17 protein-coding genes are annotated in these 19,139 nt (G+C 33.2%); 14 read left to right on the top strand and 3 right to left on the bottom strand.

Annotation, left to right across the window (positions count from 1 at the left end; translation table 11 throughout):
• Positions 1-249: 249 nt before the first annotated feature.
• From P6733_RS16230 to queA, 11 genes are all read left to right on the top strand, one after another.
• The gene (locus tag P6733_RS16230; RefSeq protein ID WP_306354002.1) at positions 250-1,077 is read left to right on the top strand and encodes a prephenate dehydratase; all 828 of its coding nucleotides are present in this window, start codon (positions 250-252) and stop codon (positions 1,075-1,077) included.
• Positions 1,074-2,219: a pyridoxal phosphate-dependent aminotransferase gene (locus tag P6733_RS16225; protein WP_306354001.1), complete on the top strand. Its 1,146-nt coding sequence runs from the start codon at positions 1,074-1,076 to the stop codon at positions 2,217-2,219. The genes P6733_RS16230 and P6733_RS16225 overlap by 4 nt, the downstream gene beginning before the upstream one ends.
• A 56-nt stretch (positions 2,220-2,275) precedes the next feature.
• Complete coding sequence (locus tag P6733_RS16220; protein ID WP_306354000.1) at positions 2,276-3,133, top strand: prephenate dehydrogenase; 858 nt, start codon at positions 2,276-2,278, stop codon at positions 3,131-3,133.
• Positions 3,134-3,141: 8 nt separating this feature from the next.
• On the top strand, positions 3,142-4,224 hold the full coding sequence (locus tag P6733_RS16215) for a bifunctional 3-deoxy-7-phosphoheptulonate synthase/chorismate mutase type II (RefSeq protein ID WP_306353999.1): 1,083 nt from the start codon (positions 3,142-3,144) through the stop codon (positions 4,222-4,224).
• A gap of 116 nt (positions 4,225-4,340) precedes the next feature.
• Positions 4,341-5,306, top strand: coding sequence for a ribosome small subunit-dependent GTPase A (gene rsgA, locus P6733_RS16210; protein ID WP_306354089.1), 966 nt, complete (start codon positions 4,341-4,343; stop codon positions 5,304-5,306).
• Positions 5,307-5,333: 27 nt separating this feature from the next.
• Complete coding sequence (dtd, locus tag P6733_RS16205) at positions 5,334-5,786, top strand: D-aminoacyl-tRNA deacylase (RefSeq protein ID WP_306353998.1); 453 nt, start codon at positions 5,334-5,336, stop codon at positions 5,784-5,786.
• Between the two features lie 48 nt (positions 5,787-5,834).
• Entirely contained in the window at positions 5,835-7,742 is a 1,908-nt protein-coding gene (locus tag P6733_RS16200; RefSeq protein ID WP_306353997.1) for a DUF3857 domain-containing protein, read from the top strand.
• Between the two features lie 9 nt (positions 7,743-7,751).
• Positions 7,752-9,779 carry a DUF3857 and transglutaminase domain-containing protein gene (locus P6733_RS16195; RefSeq protein WP_306353996.1) on the top strand — a complete coding sequence of 676 codons (2,028 nt, stop codon included), beginning with the start codon at positions 7,752-7,754 and terminating at the stop codon, positions 9,777-9,779.
• A gap of 2 nt (positions 9,780-9,781) precedes the next feature.
• Positions 9,782-10,108, top strand: a complete 327-nt coding sequence (locus P6733_RS16190; protein ID WP_306353995.1) for a nucleotide pyrophosphohydrolase — start codon at positions 9,782-9,784, stop codon at positions 10,106-10,108.
• An 84-nt stretch (positions 10,109-10,192) separates the two neighbouring features.
• The gene (locus P6733_RS16185; protein WP_306353994.1) at positions 10,193-11,413 is read left to right on the top strand and encodes a 3-phosphoshikimate 1-carboxyvinyltransferase; all 1,221 of its coding nucleotides are present in this window, start codon (positions 10,193-10,195) and stop codon (positions 11,411-11,413) included.
• 127 nt (positions 11,414-11,540) lie between these two features.
• A complete protein-coding gene (queA, locus tag P6733_RS16180) occupies positions 11,541-12,590 on the top strand; it encodes a tRNA preQ1(34) S-adenosylmethionine ribosyltransferase-isomerase QueA (protein WP_306353993.1) in 1,050 nt (349 codons plus the stop codon).
• Between the two features lie 57 nt (positions 12,591-12,647).
• On the opposite strand, the gene P6733_RS16175 is transcribed toward queA, so the two are convergent.
• Positions 12,648-13,379: an SIMPL domain-containing protein gene (locus P6733_RS16175; RefSeq protein WP_306353992.1), complete on the bottom strand. Its 732-nt coding sequence runs from the start codon at positions 13,377-13,379 to the stop codon at positions 12,648-12,650.
• 133 nt (positions 13,380-13,512) lie between these two features.
• Here P6733_RS16175 and kynU point away from each other — a divergent pair, with 133 nt between their 5' ends.
• The 3 genes from kynU (at position 13,513) to P6733_RS16160 (ending at position 17,432) form a co-directional block, all read left to right on the top strand.
• Positions 13,513-14,793: a kynureninase gene (gene kynU, locus P6733_RS16170; RefSeq protein ID WP_306353991.1), complete on the top strand. Its 1,281-nt coding sequence runs from the start codon at positions 13,513-13,515 to the stop codon at positions 14,791-14,793.
• Positions 14,794-14,814: 21 nt separating this feature from the next.
• Positions 14,815-15,915 (top strand): agmatinase family protein, encoded by a 1,101-nt coding sequence (locus P6733_RS16165; protein WP_306353990.1) that lies wholly within the window; start codon positions 14,815-14,817, stop codon positions 15,913-15,915.
• 176 nt (positions 15,916-16,091) lie between these two features.
• Positions 16,092-17,432, top strand: coding sequence for an FAD-dependent oxidoreductase (locus P6733_RS16160; RefSeq protein WP_306353989.1), 1,341 nt, complete (start codon positions 16,092-16,094; stop codon positions 17,430-17,432).
• Between the two features lie 30 nt (positions 17,433-17,462).
• On the opposite strand, the gene P6733_RS16155 is transcribed toward P6733_RS16160, so the two are convergent.
• Together P6733_RS16155 and P6733_RS16150 are read right to left on the bottom strand one after the other, a co-directional pair.
• The gene (locus P6733_RS16155; protein ID WP_306353988.1) at positions 17,463-18,734 is read right to left on the bottom strand and encodes an NAD(P)/FAD-dependent oxidoreductase; all 1,272 of its coding nucleotides are present in this window, start codon (positions 18,732-18,734) and stop codon (positions 17,463-17,465) included.
• A 42-nt stretch (positions 18,735-18,776) separates the two neighbouring features.
• The gene (locus tag P6733_RS16150; RefSeq protein ID WP_306353987.1) at positions 18,777-19,139 is read right to left on the bottom strand and encodes a cupin domain-containing protein; all 363 of its coding nucleotides are present in this window, start codon (positions 19,137-19,139) and stop codon (positions 18,777-18,779) included.

Here is a 19,139-nt window from a genome sequence, read left to right as displayed (position 1 = left end):
TTTCTAGTTTTGTCCCACAACAAATAGGAAAAAAACATACCAATGTTAAATAACAGTTTTTATTACAGCAATTCTTTTTATTTCTTCTGGAACGGAGAGAGGGATTGTCGTATTGTTATTTGATCTATAAAAATATAAATTAAACCAATATATATAATCCCGACCCGCGTCGGGATTTTTTTTTGCTCAAAAATGAAATAACAAAAACAATAGATTAAATCAGAATTTTAAAAAGAAACAGCATAAAATATGAAAACGAAAATTGCAATACAGGGTATAAAAGGTTCATTCCACCATCAAGTAGCGATAGAATATTTTGAGAAAAATATTCTAGTGGAAGAATGTATGTCCTTTAGCGCATTGGTAAAAAATATTTTAGCAGAAGAGTCTGATTTAGGAATTATGGCATTGGAAAACTCAATAGCGGGTTCAATTATCCCCAATTATGCATTAATAGACCGAAACAATTTGCACATCATTGGAGAACATTATTTAGACATAAGTCAAAATTTTATGGCTTTGGATGGACAAGAAATCAATGAAATTAAAGAGGTACATTCTCATCCAATGGCTTTGTTACAATGTGCCGATTTCTTTGCTCAGTTCCCACACATCAAAATGGTGGAAGATGTAGATACTGCCGAAACAGCAAGAAGAATTCAAGCAAATCAATTGAAAGGGATTGGAGCTATTGCTAGTAAAACAGCCGCTCATCTATATGGATTGAAAATTATAGCACCCGATATACAAACGATAAAAAATAACATGACGCGATTTGTAATTGTAAAGACACAGAATTCGGTCATTCCCAAAGAAGAAATTAATAAAGCCTCCATCAAGTTTGAATTAGACCATAAAAGAGGAAGCTTAGCAACAGTATTGAATGTAATGAGCGATTGCCAGTTGAATTTGACAAAAATACAATCGTTACCCAAAATAGAAACCCCTTGGAAATATGCTTTTTTCATCGATGTAACCTTTGAAAAATATGCAGACTATGAAAAGGCTAAATCACTACTAGGGATTATGGCAGAAGATTTAAAGATTTTAGGAGAATATAAAAATGCAAGAATATGATCACAATGGCAAAACGATTACAAGTTGTTGAAGAGTACTACTTCTCAAAAAAATTAAGAGAAGTACGTCAGTTGGTTTCAGAAGGTAAACCGATAATTAATATGGGTATTGGAAGTCCCGATTTACAGCCAGAAAAAGCAGTGATTGAGGCAATACAAAATGCAATGTATGATGAGAATGCACACCAATATCAAAGTTATCAAGGCCTGCCAGAATTAAGAGAAAGTATTGCAGATTTTTATAAAAATCAATTTAATGTAGAAGTCAATCCTGCCACCGAAATATTGCCCTTAATGGGATCCAAAGAAGGAATCATGCATATTTCGCTAGCCTTTTTAAATGAGGGAGATCAGGTTTTAATTCCAAATCCAGGCTATCCAACCTATACGTCGGTAACCAATTTGGTAGGAGCAGTTCCAGTATACTATGACTTAACAGAAGAGCAAAGTTGGGAACCCGATTTTGAAACTTTGGAGAAAGAAGATTTATCAAAAGTGAAATTAATGTGGGTTTGTTATCCACACATGCCTACGGGAGCACGAGGAAGTTTGAAGTTATTTGAAAAATTGATTGCCTTCGCAAAAAAACACCAGATTATAGTGATTAATGATAATCCCTATAGTTTTGTATTGAACGAAGAGCCATTAAGCTTACTACAAGTAGAAGGAGCAAATGAAGTTGCTTTAGAACTGAATTCATTAAGCAAAACATTCAATATGGCCGGTTGGCGTGTAGGAATGGTGTTAGGAAATAGCACATTATTAGATGCCATTTTGAAAGTAAAAAGTAATATGGATAGCGGAATGTTCTATGGAATTCAAAAAGGAGCCATTGCAGCATTGAAAAGCAAACCAGAATGGTTTACACAATTGAATAAAGTATATGCTAAACGTAGAGATTTGATTTACAATCTAGCAGATAAATTAAAATGTACTTATGACAAGAACACGGTAGGTCTTTTTGTTTGGGCAAAATTACCAGAAGGTATAACTTCAGCAGAAGAATTTGTAGATCAGGTATTATATGAAAAGCATATTTTCCTAGCACCAGGAACAATATTTGGAAGTAATGGAGAAGGGTATATTCGATTTTCATTATGTATTAAGGAAGAAAAAATTCAGGAAGCGATTGATCGCTTTTAAATAAAATAACAACGTTTAGATAAGTTTTTGATTTAAACGACAAACGAATAGAAAAAGTGAATATTTTTATAGTAGGCGTAGGACTAATAGGAGGTTCATTAGCATTAGATATTAAATCATTACATAAAGATGCGGTTGTTTTTGGGATTGATCATAATGAAGAACATTTGCGACAAGCAAAAGAGTTTGGAATTATCGATGAAACAGCAATATTTCAAGATTTAATAAAAGCAGATTGGGTTATTGTATCTGTACCAGTTAATACAGCAATTGAATTATTGCCTGAAATTTTAAATGAAGTTTCAGACCAAGCAATAGTGATTGATGTAGGATCAACAAAAAATCCAATTTGTGAAGCGGTAGCGAACCATCCAAAAAGAAGAAATTTTATAGCAACACATCCTATTGCAGGAACAGAATTCTCAGGGCCATCGGCTGCATTTAGAGGATTATACAACGGGAAGACAAATATTATTTGTGAAGTAGAAAAAACAGCTTTTAAGTTACAGGAGAAAGCATTAGAGCTGTTTACAACTTTGGGTATGCGGATTCGATATATGGATCCAAAATCACATGATAAACATATTGCCTATGTATCGCATCTATCTCATATTAGTTCCTTCATGTTAGGGAAAACAGTTATTGAAAAAGAAAAAAATGAAAAAGATATTTTCGACATGGCCGGTAGTGGATTTGAGAGCACAGTTCGATTAGCGAAGAGTTCCCCAGCGATGTGGACACCTATTTTTCAACAGAATAAAGATCAAGTAGTGGAAACATTAGAAGAATACATTCACAATTTGAATCACTTTAAAGAACTATTAGTAAAAAACGATTATCAAAAGCTCTTTCAGGAAATGGAAGATGTCAATAGAATAAAAGAAATATTAAACGGAATAAGCATCAAAAAATAAAAAGGGTTATGGAAAATAGTAAACAAATGAGAACATGGTTAGAGGATTTTAATTTATCACATCCCTTAGTAATTGCTGGACCATGTAGTGCGGAAACAGAAGAGCAAGTATTGAAAATTGCACATGAATTAAAAGGTTCAGACGTTAGTGTATTTAGAGCAGGAATTTGGAAACCAAGAACACGGCCAGGAGGATTTGAAGGAGTAGGAGCAATTGGATTGAAATGGTTGCAAAAAGCAAAAGCAGAAACAGGACTTTTAATGGGAACGGAAGTAGCCAATGCAAATCACGTGAAGTTAGCTTTAGAACACGATATTGATGTGTTGTGGATTGGAGCGAGAACAACAGTAAACCCATTTGCAGTGCAAGAAATAGCCGATGCATTACAAGGAACCGATAAAATAGTGTTGGTGAAAAATCCAGTAAATCCAGATCTAGCCTTATGGATTGGAGCTGTAGAACGTTTGCATAACGCAGGAATTAAAAAGCTAGGTGTTATTCACAGAGGATTTTCAACTTACGAAAAAACTAAATACAGAAATATTCCAGAATGGCAGTTACCAATTGAATTGCAACATCGATTCCCAGATTTACCATTATTATGTGATCCGTCTCATATTACAGGGAAGAGAGATATGATTCAGGATGTTTCCCAACAAGCTTTAGATTTAAATTATGATGGATTAATTATCGAAACACACATTGATCCAGATAATGCATGGAGTGATGCAGCACAACAAGTAACGCCTACAGTATTGAAACAAATCTTCAATGACTTAAGAATCAGAAAAGAAACAAATACAGAAGACGATTACAACCATAGAATGGCTGCATTAAGAGTGAAAATTGATGAAGCGGATACAAAAATATTAGAGATTCTTCAAAAACGTATGAAAGTAGCCGAAGAAATTGGAGCCTTGAAAAAAGAGAAAAACGTAGCGGTTTTACAAAATAAACGATGGAATGAAATCCTTGGGAAAATGGTTCTTGAAGGAGAAGAAAAAGGATTGAGTGAAGAGTTTATCTTGAAAATGTTCAAAGCAATTCACCAGGAATCAATTAATCACCAGGAAAAAATTATTAATAGTTAGAAAGTAATCATTTGATAAGCTTAAATGATACACTAGGATAAGATGCTATGAGGTTTTTAAAGACCTCATAGTCATTTTAAAACATGAAAATCAAGAAAACTGATTATCTTTGCGGTATGACAGGAACAGTATATAAATCAACAGGCAGTTGGTACACCGTAAAATCAGAACAAGGAGATTTTATGGAATGTCGTATGAAAGGGAAATTTCGTATGAAAGGGATTAAAAGTACCAATCCAATTGCTGTTGGAGATATAGTTGATTACGATTTAGAAGAAACTTCGGATACTACTACAGGAGTCATTAATAAGATTCATGATAGAAAGAATTATATCGTAAGAAAATCAGTAAACTTATCAAAGCAACTCCATATTATAGCTTCCAATATTGATCAGGTTTTTTTATTGGTGACGATTAATAATCCGCCAACAATGACCAGTTTTATTGACCGTTTTTTAGTTACTGCGGAAGCTTATGGAATTGAAGCAGTATTGATTTTTAATAAAATTGATACTTACGATGAGGCAACAAGTGATGAACAATTATACCTACAATATACCTATTCTCAAATTGGATATAAATGTTTACGTGTATCCTCTACAGAAGGAACTGGAATAGAGAAGCTAAAAGAAATGATGATTGGGAAAGTAAGTATGTTTTCGGGACATTCAGGAGTAGGGAAATCTACTTTAGTCAATGCAATGGAACCAACCTTACATTTGAAAACAGCAATTATTTCAGAACAACATAAACAAGGACAACATACCACTACATTTGCCGAAATGTATGATTTGTCATTTGATGCTCGAATTATTGATACACCTGGAATCAAGGGATTCGGGATAGTCGATATGGAAAAGCATGAAATCAGTGGCTATTTCCCAGAATTTTTCAAGCTACAAGATAAATGCAAATTCAATAACTGCCTGCATAAAGAAGAACCACATTGTGCGGTGAAAGATGCATTAGAAAAAGATGAAATTGCATGGTCACGTTATAGAAGTTATATCCAAATTTTAGAAGGCGATGATGAACATTATCGCACCGATATTTATGGAGAAGAACGCGCGAAAGAAGATTAAAAATAACAACTACATATAATTATTGGAATGAAATCAGTTATTCAAAGAGTAAGTGAAGCATCAGTTACGATAGAAGGTATAGTTACGAGTGAGATTAAAAGTGGATTACTAATTTTACTTGGAATTGAAGATGCCGATTCTAAAGAAGATATTGATTGGTTAGTTTCAAAAATTGTGAAGCTGCGAGTTTTTGGAGACGACCAACAAGTAATGAATTTATCCGTACAAGATGTACAAGGAGACGTCATTATTGTAAGCCAGTTTACACTTCATGCAAGTACTAAAAAAGGCAACCGTCCTTCCTATATAAAAGCAGCAAAACCTGATGTTGCTATTCCTTTATACCAAGACTTTATAAAAGCCTTTGAAAATGAATTGGGTAAACCCGTTCAGACTGGTGAATTCGGCGCAGATATGAAAGTGAGACTCCTAAATGATGGGCCAGTTACTATAATTATCGACACCAAAAACAAAGAATAATAGTTGTTAGTTTAAGAAAATGCTCTACTTTTGAAGAAATAATTTAACATGTCTTTAAGAATTTTTTCATTTCTTTTTCTTTTTTCATTTGCAATTACAAATGCGCAAAAACAAGAATTATCTTCCCTTTTAATTTCTCAAGAACTTAAAGAAAATGCTAACGCAGTCGTTCGATTGGATCAGACTGATGTCATTATTTCCTCTCAAAGAAATCTTAACATTAAGAATAGTAGAATAATTACAGTTCTAAATGAAAAAGGGATAAGTAGTATTGGTGCTTATGAACGATATGGTCCGAACTATAGAATTAAGAAGATTGAAGCAACCATTTATAATGCTCAAGGGACTGAAATAAAAAAGATTAAAAAGAAAGATTTTAAAGACGTGAGCCTTGCTGGTGGAGGTGCCAGTGTTTCGGATGATAGGTCTATTTACTTAGATTATACCCCAATTGGTTATCCCTTTACAATTGAATACGAAAGTGAAATTGAAACGCCAAATACCGCTTTTTTACCCAATTGGTACCCATTAAGTGGGTATTTAGTAAGTGTGCAAAAATCCATATTTAATGTCAGTTATACATCAGATTTAGGTTTTCGAAAAAAAGAAATTAATCTGGTAGGATATGAAGTTAAAAAAGAAGAAAATATAGGGAAATTAAGTTACGAGATTGAAAATATTCCTGCGGTAAAAATGGAAGATTGGAGTCCTGATTTTTCAAAAATAGCACCACGTTTAATGATTGCTGTGAGTAAATTTCATCTAGAAGGTGTAAATGGAGAAGCAAATAATTGGAATGAATTTGGAGAATGGTATTATAAGAATCTAATAGTAGGGACAGATGAATTGAGTGCTGATACACAGAGTAAAATTAAAAACCTTGTTGGCACGGAAAAAGACCCTAAAGCTATTGCGAAGATAATATATCAATATGTACAGGAAAAAACAAGATATGTTAGTATTCAATTAGGTATTGGAGGGTGGAAGCCAATGCTAGCAAAAGATGTAGACCGTTTAGGATATGGCGATTGTAAAGCATTAACAAACTATACTCGTGCTTTATTAAATGTAGTCGGAGTTCCTTCTTACTATACTCTTGTATTTGCAGGCGAACAGAATAAAAGGAATATTCAGTCAGATTTTGTGTCATTGCAAGGTAATCATGCAATTTTAGCATTACCGATTGAAAATGATATCATATGGTTGGAATGTACTAGTCAAGTTATTCCTTTTGGATTTCAAGGAACATTTACCGACAATAGAGATGTGTTGGTTATAAAACCAAATAATAGTGAAGTAGTTACAACAAAACCATTAATCGAAAAAACCAATAAACAGGTAACGAAAGCAACGTATTCCATTAATGAAAAGGGAGATATTAATGGGCAAGTCTCTATTGAAACAAATGGATCTCAATATGATGACCGATATCTAAAAGAAAGAATGTCCAATGAAGATAGAATTAAATATTATAAAAAATATTTTAATAATATCAACAACCTTAAAATTGATGATCTAAAATTAGTAAACAATAAAGAGGAGGTTCATTTTAATGAAAAAATTAAATTGTCAGCAGTAAGTTATGCCGAGAAAACTGGAGATAAATTGATTTTTATTGTCAATGCATTTAATTTTAATTTAGGAGTTCCACAACGTTATCGTAAAAGATATAACCCTTTTGAAATACAAAGAGGTTTTTATGATGTTGATGAGGTAACAATAAGTTTACCCAAAGATTTTAAATTAGAGATGTTGCCAGATAATGTTACAGTAGCAACCAAATATGGGGATTATAAATTAGAATTTATAAAAAATGCGGATGGAGAAATAACATATAAAAGAGAACTATTGCTGAAAGAAGGCTATTATGCAAGTAGTGAATATAATGATTACAGACTATTTAGAGAACAAATAGCACGTTACGACAACTCAAAAATTATACTAACCAAAATTTAATAATTACGCATGAAGAAAATTACGTTGATATTTATAATTACTTGTTGCTTTATATTCAATAATCTATTAGCCCAAAAACAGGAACTTGGAAAAGTGACGGCTGAAGAGCTTTTAGAAAAAGAACACCCTAGAGAAAAAGATGCGCCAGCTGCAATACTATATAATAAAGGAAATACTTATTTTGAATATAGTCCACAAAATGGTTTTGTTATGGTGACGGATGTGCAGATGAAAATCAAGATCTATAAAAAAGAAGGATATGAATGGGCGAATGATGCAATTAAGTATTATGTCTATAATAATCCAAAAGAAACTGTAGATTATTCTAAGGCGTATACTTACAATCTAGTGAATGGAAAAATAGAAAAAACGAAATTAAAAAGTGATGGAGAATTTAATAACTCGATTAATAAATACTGGTCTCAGAAAAAAATAACAATGCCTAATGTGAAAGAAGGATCTATAATTGAATATCAATATTCAATACGATCCCCTTATTTTTCTTCTTTCCCAGAATGGAAGTTTCAGTATAATATTCCAGTAGATTATTCAGAATATAAAACAGTAGTACCTGAGTATTATGTATATAATATCCGTACCAAAGGTTTTATTACTCCAGTAATTAAGACAGAAAATAAAACGAAAAAACAAAGTTTCACGAGCAGAGAAGCTTTAGAAGATAAAGGTGTTGGTTATGGAGGGCCACTGACCGAAGCAGTAACACGAACGCTAGAGTTTAATGAAGTGAATACAACCTATGTGTTAAAAGATGTTCCTGCGCTAAAAGAAGAATCATATGTGAACAATATAGCTAATTATACAGCAAGTATTCAACATGAATTATCCTTAACACGATTCCCAAATGCTAGTTTTAAGAAATATTCTACAACTTGGGAAGAAGTAGCAAAAACTATTTATGACAATGATGATTTTGGTTCAGAATTAAAGAAAACAGGTTATTTTGAAAAAGATATAGATGCATTGATTGCCAGTTTGAGTACCAAAGAAGAAAAAATTACTGCAATTTATGATTATGTCAAAAAGAGAATGAACTGGAATGATTTTAGCGGATATGCGTGTAATGATGGCGTTAAAAAAGCCTACACAAATAAGGTTGGAAATAGTGCAGAGATTAATTTAATGCTTACTGCAATGTTACGTTATGCCGGTCTTGTGGCTAATCCAGTAATTTTGAGTACAAGAGATAATGGAATTGCTTTGTTTCCAAGTAGAACAGCCTATAACTATGTAATAGCAGGAGTTGAGATTAATAACACTTATATGCTATTAGATGCAACTAATAAATATGGGGCGCCAAACATTTTGCCAATTAGAGATCTTAACTGGAGTGGAAGATTAATAAAAACAGATGGTGCATCTATTGAAGTTGATTTAATGCCTAAAAATAATTCAAAGGAAATGACAACCATGAATTATACGATTTCAGATAAAGGAGAGATTAGTGGACAAGTAAGAACGTTCCATACAGATTACAATGCTTTTTTATTCAGAGCTAGATATGTTGGAGTAAATAAAGATAACTATTTAGAAAAATTAGAAAAGGATAACAATGGAATTGAAATCGATAACTATGCAGTAGATAATGAATTAGATTTGAGTAAACCAATTGGAGAAAGCTATCTTTTTAAGGACAATAAATTTTGTGAACTGATTGGAGATAAAATCTATTTCTCACCATTATTGTTTACAATGACTAGTTCAAATCCATTTAAACAAGATAAGAGAGAATACCCAGTAGATTTCGTTTATCCAACTCAAAATAGATATACGATTGGTGTTCAGATACCAGAAGGATATGTTGTGGAGTCAATTCCTGCACCTATATCAATACAATTGGGCGATAAAATGGCAACATTTAAATTTAATATCAGTAATGCAAATAATCAGATTAATTTAGTAGTCAATCATGATACCAATGATGTAGTTATTAGAGCAGACGATTATATTGCATTGAAAGATTATTATCAAAAAATTATTGAAAAACAAACTGAAAGAATTGTTCTTAAAAAAGGATAAACATGAACATACAAAACGCACAACAAGACGTTGATAATTGGATTAAAGAACATGGAGTTCGTTATTTTAATGAATTGACAAATATGGCTCAGCTTACCGAAGAAGTAGGGGAAGTAGCCCGAATTATAGCCCGTCGCTATGGAGAACAAAGTGAAAAAGAAAGCGACAAAAACAAAGATTTAGGAGAAGAATTAGCCGATGTAGTCTTTGTGGTTATGTGTTTGGCAAATCAAACTGGTATTAATCTTCAGGAAGCATTTGATAAAAAAATGGATTTGAAATCGAAGAGAGACCACGATCGCCATCATAACAATGACAAACTAAAATAATATTTAAAGCGTTTACGTTCTTATTAAAAGAAAGTAAACGCTAATTTGTTCTGTGCTAAACAGACTTTTTAAAATACAATTAAAGTGAATATACTTATCAATTCTCAGAAACAGGAAATACATTCTTCAATTGCAGTAACAGGTTCAAAAAGTGAAACGAATCGGTTATTACTGTTACAAGCATTATATCCCACAATTAAAATTGAGAATATTTCAAATTCAGACGACAGTGATGTAATGCAAAAAGCATTGAATAGCGAGGAGAATACAATTGATGTTCACCATGCAGGAACTGCAATGCGATTTCTAACAGCCTATTTTGCACTGAAGGAAGGTAGAGTAGTAACACTGACGGGATCTGCTCGTATGAAAGAACGTCCAATTAAAATTCTAGTAGAAGCACTTCGTCAGCTAGATGTTGTTGTTGATTACCTAGAAAATGATGGTTTCCCACCAATTAGAATTCAAGGCAGAACTATTGTCAAAAACAAAGTTGTGTTATCAGCATCTGTGAGTAGTCAGTATATATCCGCATTATTATTAATAGCACCAAAACTAGAAAATGGATTAGAGTTAACTTTAGAGGGAGAAATAACATCAGTTCCTTATATTAAAATGACACTTACCTTATTGGAAGAACTAGGTATAAAAACGATTTTTGAAGGAAATAAAATTACTGTTTTTCCTAAGAAAACAGTAGAAAATAGAAATATGGTAGTAGAGTCCGATTGGAGTTCAGCTTCCTATTTTTACAGTATTGTAGCATTGTCAAATACGGGAATGATCACATTGTCCAGCTATAAACAAAACAGTCTACAAGGCGATAGTGCTTTGGTCGAATTATATAAAGAATTAGGAGTGGCTACCACATTCAACAGCAATCAAATTACGTTGACTAAAGTGGCTGGAACAGGACAATCCGTGAATTTTGAATTGAATAATACACCCGATATAGCACAAACAATTGCGGTAACCTGCTTTGGATTAGGAATAGGATGCCATCTTACGGGATTGCATACTTTAAAAATCAAAGAAACAGACCGACTAGAAGCGTTATACACAGAATTGACAAAATTAGGAGCTGTTATTACAGTTACGAATGATAGTTTAACAATGGAACCGTCTAATATTATTCATTCAAATGTAAGTATTCCAACATACAAAGATCACAGAATGGCAATGGCGTTTGCTCCATTAGCTTTAAAAGTGCCACTTATTATTGAAGAATCAGATGTCGTTTCAAAATCATACCCAGATTTTTGGGAAGATATGAAAACACTGGGATTTGATGTGAGTCCAAGCTAGGGTATACTTGACGTATAGTTTTAAATACGCAACAGTGTGATTTTAGAACTATTATAAAAGAAATACTGTAAAACACTTGACAACGCCTATCTCACAGTCGTATATTTGCACCCTAAATAAAATTTACATGAAATTATCACACTTCCAGTTTAATTTACCAAAAGAATTACTTGCTGAGTACCCTGCTGAAAACAGAGATGAAGCAAGATTAATGGTAGTAGATCGTAAGAAACAAACCATAGAACACAAAATGTTCAAAGACGTTATTGATTATTTTGATGAAGGAGATGTGATGGTATTGAATAATACCAAAGTTTTCCCAGCACGTTTATATGGAAATAAAGAAAAAACGGGAGCAAGAATTGAAGTTTTTTTGTTAAGAGAATTAAATTCAGAACAAAGATTATGGGATGTATTAGTAGATCCAGCTAGAAAAATCAGAATCGGAAATAAATTATATTTTGGAGATGACGATTCATTAGTTGCTGAAGTTATCGACAATACAACATCACGTGGTAGAACATTACGTTTTCTATACGATGGATCTTATGAAGAGTTCAGAAATAAATTGACAGAACTTGGAGAAACTCCAATCCCAAAATACATCAATAGAGAAGTAACTCCAGAAGATGCAGAAAGATACCAAACAATCTATGCTAAAGAAGAAGGTGCAGTAGCAGCTCCAACAGCAGGATTACACTTTTCAAAACATTTATTGAAAAGACTTGAAATCAAAGGAATTGATTTTGCTGAAGTAACATTACACGTTGGTTTAGGAACATTCAATCCAGTTGAGGTTGAAGATTTATCAAAACACAAAATGGATTCTGAGGAATTAAAAGTAACTCAGGAAGCATGTGATATCGTTAATAATGCTAAAGCAAAAAAGAAACGTATCTGTGCAGTAGGAACAACATCAATGCGTGCATTAGAAAGTTCAGTTTCTTCACAAAAAACATTAAACCCATTTGAAGGATGGACAAATAAATTTATCTTTCCTCCACATGATTTTAGTATCGCAGATTGTATGATTACAAACTTCCATACACCAAAGTCTACTTTATTAATGATGATTTCTGCTTTTACAGGACATGATTTAATGAAGAAAGCCTACGAAGAAGCAATCAAAGAAGGATATAAATTCTATTCTTACGGAGACGCGATGTTAATCATCTAATCCAATAGAACAAGAAATAAAAAAAGTCCCGATTTTGTCGGGACTTTTTTATTAAAACTAATTCACTTGATAGATTAATTTTACTGTGATATTTGCCGTTTTCTTTTTGGCCTGTGTATTAAAGGAACCACCCCAAGAATAATCTTCAGATGAGTTTTGGGCAATAATTTGGAAAACACCCATTTCTGATTTTTTCAATTTACCTAAAGAAGCATTTGCATTTTCAGCAATACTTTTTGCTCTGGAATTAGCATCCTTTGTAGCCTCTGCAATCATTTCAATTTTAAGTGCAGCTAGTTTTGTATAATAATACTCAGGAGCATTAGAATAAAATTCTACTCCAGAATTAATTAATTCAGTTACTTCACGAGATATATTTTCAATTTTGTCTACCTCTTTAGATTCTATTTGAACATTTTGAGTTAAAGTAAAACCAGTGAAAGTTTGATTTTTAATACTACCATTATCGGTATAAGAATATTCGAATTCTTTAGTAATACTAACAGCGGAGAAAACCATTTCATTCTCTTTGACACCTTTTGAAATTAAATAATTTTTAATAGTAGTTCTATCATTTTCAAGAGCAGCATAAGCCTCTTTCAAGGTAAAACTTTTCTTGGTAAACGATCCACTCCAAACGATAAAGTCAGAAACAAAGTCTTTTTTCCCTAAACCAGTTACACTAATTGTATCATTACTTTGGTTCCTGTTTTTGAAAGCATGAGAGAATAAAAAAGCAGAGACGATTATAGCAATACCAATAAGTAACGCACTAAGATGATTTTTCATGTAATAATATTAAATTAATGTATACTCAAAGATAACGTTTATTCTATTGAAATTATTTTGAGTGGCATTAATTCAGAATGCGCTTTAAAATTGTCTTTTTTTCTTATTTTTACGGCAAACCAAAACTATAACGATGACTTTTCAGAATACAAGAACTTTTGCTCAGGAATTAGATGCCCAAGACAAATTAAGTAAATACAGAGATGAGTTTTTATTTCCACAAGTAAATGGAAAACAAGTAATTTATTTTACAGGAAACTCACTTGGATTACAACCAAAAAGAACGAAGAAGTATGTAGATGAAGTAATGGACGATTGGGCAAAATTAGCAGTAGAAGGACACTTTTATGCAGAAAAACCATGGTGGGATTATCAAGAACGATTTGCAGCACCATTAAGTAAAATAGTAGGAGCCAAATTAAGCGAGGTAACAGTAATGAATACATTGACTGTGAACCTTCATTTGATGATGGTGTCATTTTACAGACCAACGGCAAAGAAGTTTAAAATTTTATGTGAATCAAAAGCCTTTCCAAGCGATCAATACATGATCCAAAGTCAAGTGCATTTTCATGGATTAGACCCAAAGGAAGCAATTGTTGAGATTGAGAGAAGAGAAGGAGAACACAATATCCGACTAGAAGATGTATTAGCTAAAATCAATGAAATTGGAGATGAATTAGCTTTAGTACTCATGGGAGGAGTGAATTATTACACAGGTCAGGTTTTTGATATGAAAACGATTACCAAAGCGGGACATGATGTAGGAGCCTATGTAGGATGGGATTTAGCCCATGCGGCAGGAAATATAAAATTGGAATTACACAACTGGGGAGTAGACTTTGCAGCATGGTGTAGTTATAAATATATGAATTCAGGACCCGGAAATGCATCAGGAGCATTTGTACATGAAATGCACCATAATGATACTGAATTACCAAGATTTGCAGGATGGTGGGGACACAATAAAGAACGTCGTTTTTTAATGGAACCTAAATTTAATCCGGTACGTGGAGCAGAAGGATGGCAAATTAGCAATTTACCAATACTATCATTAGCCCCTTACTTAGCATCAGTAGAAATGTTTGATGAAGTAGGTATGGATGCTTTAATTGCAAAACGCGATAAAATCACAGCTTACTTAGAATTTATTTTACATGAAATAGACAAAGAAGTAAGCAGTACGTTTGAAATTATTACACCATCAAATCCAGAAGAAAGAGCATGCCAGTTATCAGTCTTCTTACATGGAGAAGGAAGAAGTCTATTTGAATACCTAATGAAAAATGGTGTAATTACAGATTGGAGAGAACCAAATGTAATTCGTTTAGCACCAGTACCATTATACTGTTCTTTTGAAGATATGTATGAATTTGGACAAATCCTTAAAAAAGGAATTACAAAAGAGAATTAATTAAACAACAATACCATTAAAATGACCAAACAAGAGAAAATAGCTGGATTTGATCCGAGTCAACCAGGACTGGCAGATCAAAGTATTTTTGGTTTACCTTTTACGGCGGAAGAAAGTGAAATTATTATTATTCCAGTGCCATGGGAAGTAACAGTAAGCTATGGAGCAGGAGCTTCAGAAGGACCTGAAGCAATATTAGAAGCTTCTTTTCAGGTGGATTTACACCACCAGGAATTTCCTGAACTTTGGAAGTTAGGAATGTATTTGGATTTGAATGAAGAAACAGACCAATGGGCAAAGGACAGTGCGAAATACAAAGCAATGGCGCAGCCTATAATTGAAGCTTTAGAAAACGGACAACAAATCGATCAAGATTTAGTATTAAAAAGAGATTTAGATACAATTAATGAAGCTTGTGAAGAATTGAAAGAAGCCGTGAAAGCAAAAGCTTTATACTGGATGAATCAAGGTAAAAAAGTTGTTTTATTAGGAGGTGATCATAGTACACCACTGGGATATTATGAAGCTTTGGCAACAAAACATGAGGATTTTGGAATACTACATTTAGATGCACATATGGATTTAAGAATCGCCTATGAAGGATTCACGTATTCACATGCTTCGATTATGTACAATGCTTTGAAAATTCCACAAATTAGTAAATTAGTTCAAGTTGGAATTCGTGATTTCTGTGAGCAAGAAGTAGATACAGCATTAGCAGAAGGAAATAGAGTTCATGTACATACAGATATCGATTTAAAAGCACAAACGTTCCATGGATTTACTTGGGCGCAACAATGTGAAGCAATCATCTCTGCGTTACCGCAAAAAGTAGCCGTAAGTTTTGATATAGATGGAATGTATTCATGGTACTGTCCCAATACAGGAACACCAGTTCCAGGAGGATTTTCATTCGAGCAAGCAGCCTATTTACTAAGTAAATTAGCCGATAGCGGGAAAGAAATCATTGGATTTGATTTAGTTGAAGTAGCACCAGGAGACGATGATTGGGATGGGAATGTAGGGGCAAGAATGCTTTTTCACATGTGTGGAATGCTAGCTAAAAACAATAAGATGGAAGTTGGAAAAAAGATACAATTCTGTAAAAACGAATGTAAATAATAAGAATCCCCGGTTAGGGGATTTTTTTTGTCAAAAAAAGAGCACATTTAGGGTTTTGTTAAAATATTTTCAATGAAATTAAGTGCATGCCTTAAAAGCTTTAAATAAATCTTAATATAAAAGGCTATCTCCTAATTATTATTTAAATTTACGCTTCGTACAATAAGAAACATTTCATGCAAAAGCAGCTTAAGATTGCCGTAGTTGGTTCAGGATTAGTAGGGTCATTATTGGCCATATATTTAAAAAAAGCAGGACACAACGTTCATGTATACGATAGAAGTCCAGATATAAGAAATATTGAATTTTCGGGGCGTTCCATTAATTTGGCAATGTCAGATCGAGGATGGAAAGCATTAGATGGAGCTGGAATTGGAGAACGAGTTAGGGAAATCTCAATCCCTATGGAAAAAAGAGCCATTCACTTGGTCGATAAACCTTTGAATTTCCAATATTATGGACAAGATGGGGAAAGCATATATTCTATTTCTAGAGGAACATTAAACAGAAAGATGATTACGCTGGCAGAAGAAGTTGGAGTAGAATTTTTCTTTGAACAAAAAATCTGGGATGTAAGTTTAGCAGAAGCGATAATTCATATTGGCGAAACAGAAAAAGGAGCATGGGAACCACTAAAATATGATATGGTTTTTGGAGCAGATGGAGCATTCTCAAGAGTACGACATAGAATGCAGCGCCAAAGCATGTTTAATTATTGTCAAGAATTTTTAAATACTGGATATAAAGAATTAAATATTCCAGCCAATGCAGATGGAACACATAAATTAGATAAGTATTCCTTTCATATATGGCCAAGAGGAGATTATATGTTGATTGCCTTGCCTAATTTAGATGGTAGTTTTACCTGCTCTTTATTCATGCCTTTTGAAGGAGAGAACTCTTTTGATTCATTGCAAACCAACGAAGAAGTAGCTGCGTTTTTTAATAAAAATTTCCCTGATACAATGGAAATTATGCCATTGCTTGTAGAAGAGTTTTTTAGAAATCCAACCAGCACATTGGTAACAATGAAATGCTACCCGTGGACCTTTGAAGATAAAGTAGCAATAATAGGAGATGCAGCCCATGCCATTGTTCCATTCTATGGACAAGGAATGAATGCTGGTTTTGAGGATATTACGGTGTTACATGAATTAATGGAAGAATACGGAGATGATTGGAAAATGATTTTTTCTGAATATCAAACTTCAAGAAAGCCAAATGCAGACGCTATAGCAGAATTATCATACCGTAATTTTATGGAAATGAGTTCTAAAACAGCAGATGATAAATTCTTACTTCGTAAAAAAATAGAAAAAACATTTACAGATAAATATCCAGATAAATGGTTACCACTATACAGTAGAGTAACTTTTTCACACAGACCCTATTCAGAAGCATTAGCTATAGGAGATCTTCAAAAAGAAATTATGGATGAAGTAATGAGCCTGCCAGATATTGAAAACATTTGGGAAAGCGAGAAAGTAGAAAAGATGATATTAGATCGATTGAAATAAAAAAAGGGTGTTTTAAACACCCTTTTTTTATTACTCTTTCTTTTCTTTTTCTTTCGATTCGGGTACTATTAATACCCGTAAAGTTGAATCGTTATTGAAATAGCTCATCATCCAATTGATGAAAATTGAAAGTTTATTTTTTACACTTAAAATAAGCATGAGGTGAATAAACATCCAGAAAAACCATGCAATTCTACCTTGGAAACTAAACTTAGGTAAATCAACAATAGCTTTTCGTTTTCCAACAGTAGCCATAGAACCTTTGTTGTGATATTCAAATGGGATTAGGTCTTTATTCTTAAGCAATAACTTAAAGTTTTTGCCCAGTAACTTTGCTTGATTTAAGGCTACATTTGCTAATTGTGGATGACCATTTGGGTATTTTGGTGTAACCATATAAGCAATATCTCCTAAAGCATAAACATCAGGTAAGCCTTCCACCTCACTAAAACGATTTACAATCATTCTATTTCCTCTCGTGATTGATTCTTTTGGGATTCCAGATAATGAATTTCCAGTAACACCTGCAGCCCAAATTAAATTTTTAGAAACGATTTTCCCACCACCCTTTAAAAGAACAGTTTGTCCATCATAATCTTCAACAATCGTATTGGTCATTACAACAACACCTAAGTCCTCAAGATATTTTTGAGACATCTTTTTTGCTGTATCACTCATTACACTCAACGTATTTGGTGAGCCTTCTAGTAAATAGATGGTAAGCTTTGAGAAGTCCTTGTCAGGATAATCTTTTGGTAATACATTTTTCTTCATTTCGGCTAATGCACCTGATAATTCAACACCAGTTGGGCCACCACCTACAACGACGAAATTCATGATTGATTCTAGTTTTTCAGGAGAAGCCATTAATGCATCCTCAAAACTTTGTAATATTCTATTGCGAAGTTGGATCGCTTCAGGAACTGATTTCATTGGGAAAGCATACTTTTCTAACGCCTTATTCCCAAAATAATTACTAGTACAACCTAATGCGACTACGAGGTAGTCATAGTTGAAATCAGCAATTGAAGTTTTTACAATTTTATTTTGTGTATCAACATTCAGTACATCCGCAATTCGAATACGAACATTTTTAGAGTATTGAAAAACCTTTCGTAAAGGAAAAGATATACTTGTAGGCTCTAGTCGCGCAGTGGCAACTTGATACATCAAAGGTTGAAATTGATGATAATTGTGTTTGTCTATTAGAAGCACTTCATAGGCAGAGTCTTTTAGCTCTTGCGCTAATCGTAATCCGGCAAATCCAGCGCCGATTATTACGATTCGTTTTTGGGTGTTCATAGTGGTGATTTTAATTAAAATATTGGGTGATTGAAAAGAATGTTATTCTTCTCGGTTTACTTTATCAATAGAAAAAGCAGGTCTGCATACTGAAAGATATTCACAAGCCTCATCAAAAGGATTAGAATATTGTACACGCGTATTTTTTTCTATTTTAATGGATTGCCCTGCTTCCAATATAACGGTATTTTCTTCAATAATAAATTGCTTCTTACCTTTGATTATAAAAGTATATTCATCAAATTCTGGAGTCTGAAAAGGTTCACTCCAATGCGGAGGAGCAATCATATGAGCAACACTAACCTCTGGGTCATGAGTAGTGGCTAATCCATGATATTCTTTAATGATTTTACCATCAGTCGTAGGGACGATAAATGGGTTTTTCTGTACAATATATTTTTTCAT

Origin of the sequence: Flavobacterium aerium (assembly GCF_030766725.1) — a bacterium.
In the GTDB taxonomy this organism is placed as follows: Bacteria; Bacteroidota; Bacteroidia; order Flavobacteriales; family Flavobacteriaceae; genus Flavobacterium; species Flavobacterium aerium.
The sequence above is the reverse complement of the archived record's forward strand: the minus strand, read 5'-3'. Positions and strand labels throughout refer to the sequence as shown.

Bases quoted from the DNA above. Each gene is read 5' to 3' on its own strand.
- P6733_RS16230 (WP_306354002.1), top strand. From the start codon at position 250: ATGAAAACGAAAATTGCAATACAGGGTATAAAAGGTTCATTCCACCAT.
- P6733_RS16225 (WP_306354001.1), top strand. From the start codon at position 1,074: ATGATCACAATGGCAAAACGATTACAAGTTGTTGAAGAGTACTACTTC.
- P6733_RS16215 (WP_306353999.1), top strand. From the start codon at position 3,142: ATGGAAAATAGTAAACAAATGAGAACATGGTTAGAGGATTTTAATTTA.
- rsgA (WP_306354089.1), top strand. From the start codon at position 4,341: ATGACAGGAACAGTATATAAATCAACAGGCAGTTGGTACACCGTAAAA.
- dtd (WP_306353998.1), top strand. From the start codon at position 5,334: ATGAAATCAGTTATTCAAAGAGTAAGTGAAGCATCAGTTACGATAGAA.
- P6733_RS16200 (WP_306353997.1), top strand. From the start codon at position 5,835: ATGTCTTTAAGAATTTTTTCATTTCTTTTTCTTTTTTCATTTGCAATT.
- P6733_RS16195 (WP_306353996.1), top strand. From the start codon at position 7,752: ATGAAGAAAATTACGTTGATATTTATAATTACTTGTTGCTTTATATTC.
- P6733_RS16190 (WP_306353995.1), top strand. From the start codon at position 9,782: ATGAACATACAAAACGCACAACAAGACGTTGATAATTGGATTAAAGAA.
- queA (WP_306353993.1), top strand. From the start codon at position 11,541: ATGAAATTATCACACTTCCAGTTTAATTTACCAAAAGAATTACTTGCT.
- P6733_RS16175 (WP_306353992.1), bottom strand. From the start codon at position 13,379: ATGAAAAATCATCTTAGTGCGTTACTTATTGGTATTGCTATAATCGTC.
- kynU (WP_306353991.1), top strand. From the start codon at position 13,513: ATGACTTTTCAGAATACAAGAACTTTTGCTCAGGAATTAGATGCCCAA.
- P6733_RS16165 (WP_306353990.1), top strand. From the start codon at position 14,815: ATGACCAAACAAGAGAAAATAGCTGGATTTGATCCGAGTCAACCAGGA.
- P6733_RS16160 (WP_306353989.1), top strand. From the start codon at position 16,092: ATGCAAAAGCAGCTTAAGATTGCCGTAGTTGGTTCAGGATTAGTAGGG.
- P6733_RS16155 (WP_306353988.1), bottom strand. From the start codon at position 18,734: ATGAACACCCAAAAACGAATCGTAATAATCGGCGCTGGATTTGCCGGA.
- P6733_RS16150 (WP_306353987.1), bottom strand. From the start codon at position 19,139: ATGAAAAAATATATTGTACAGAAAAACCCATTTATCGTCCCTACGACT.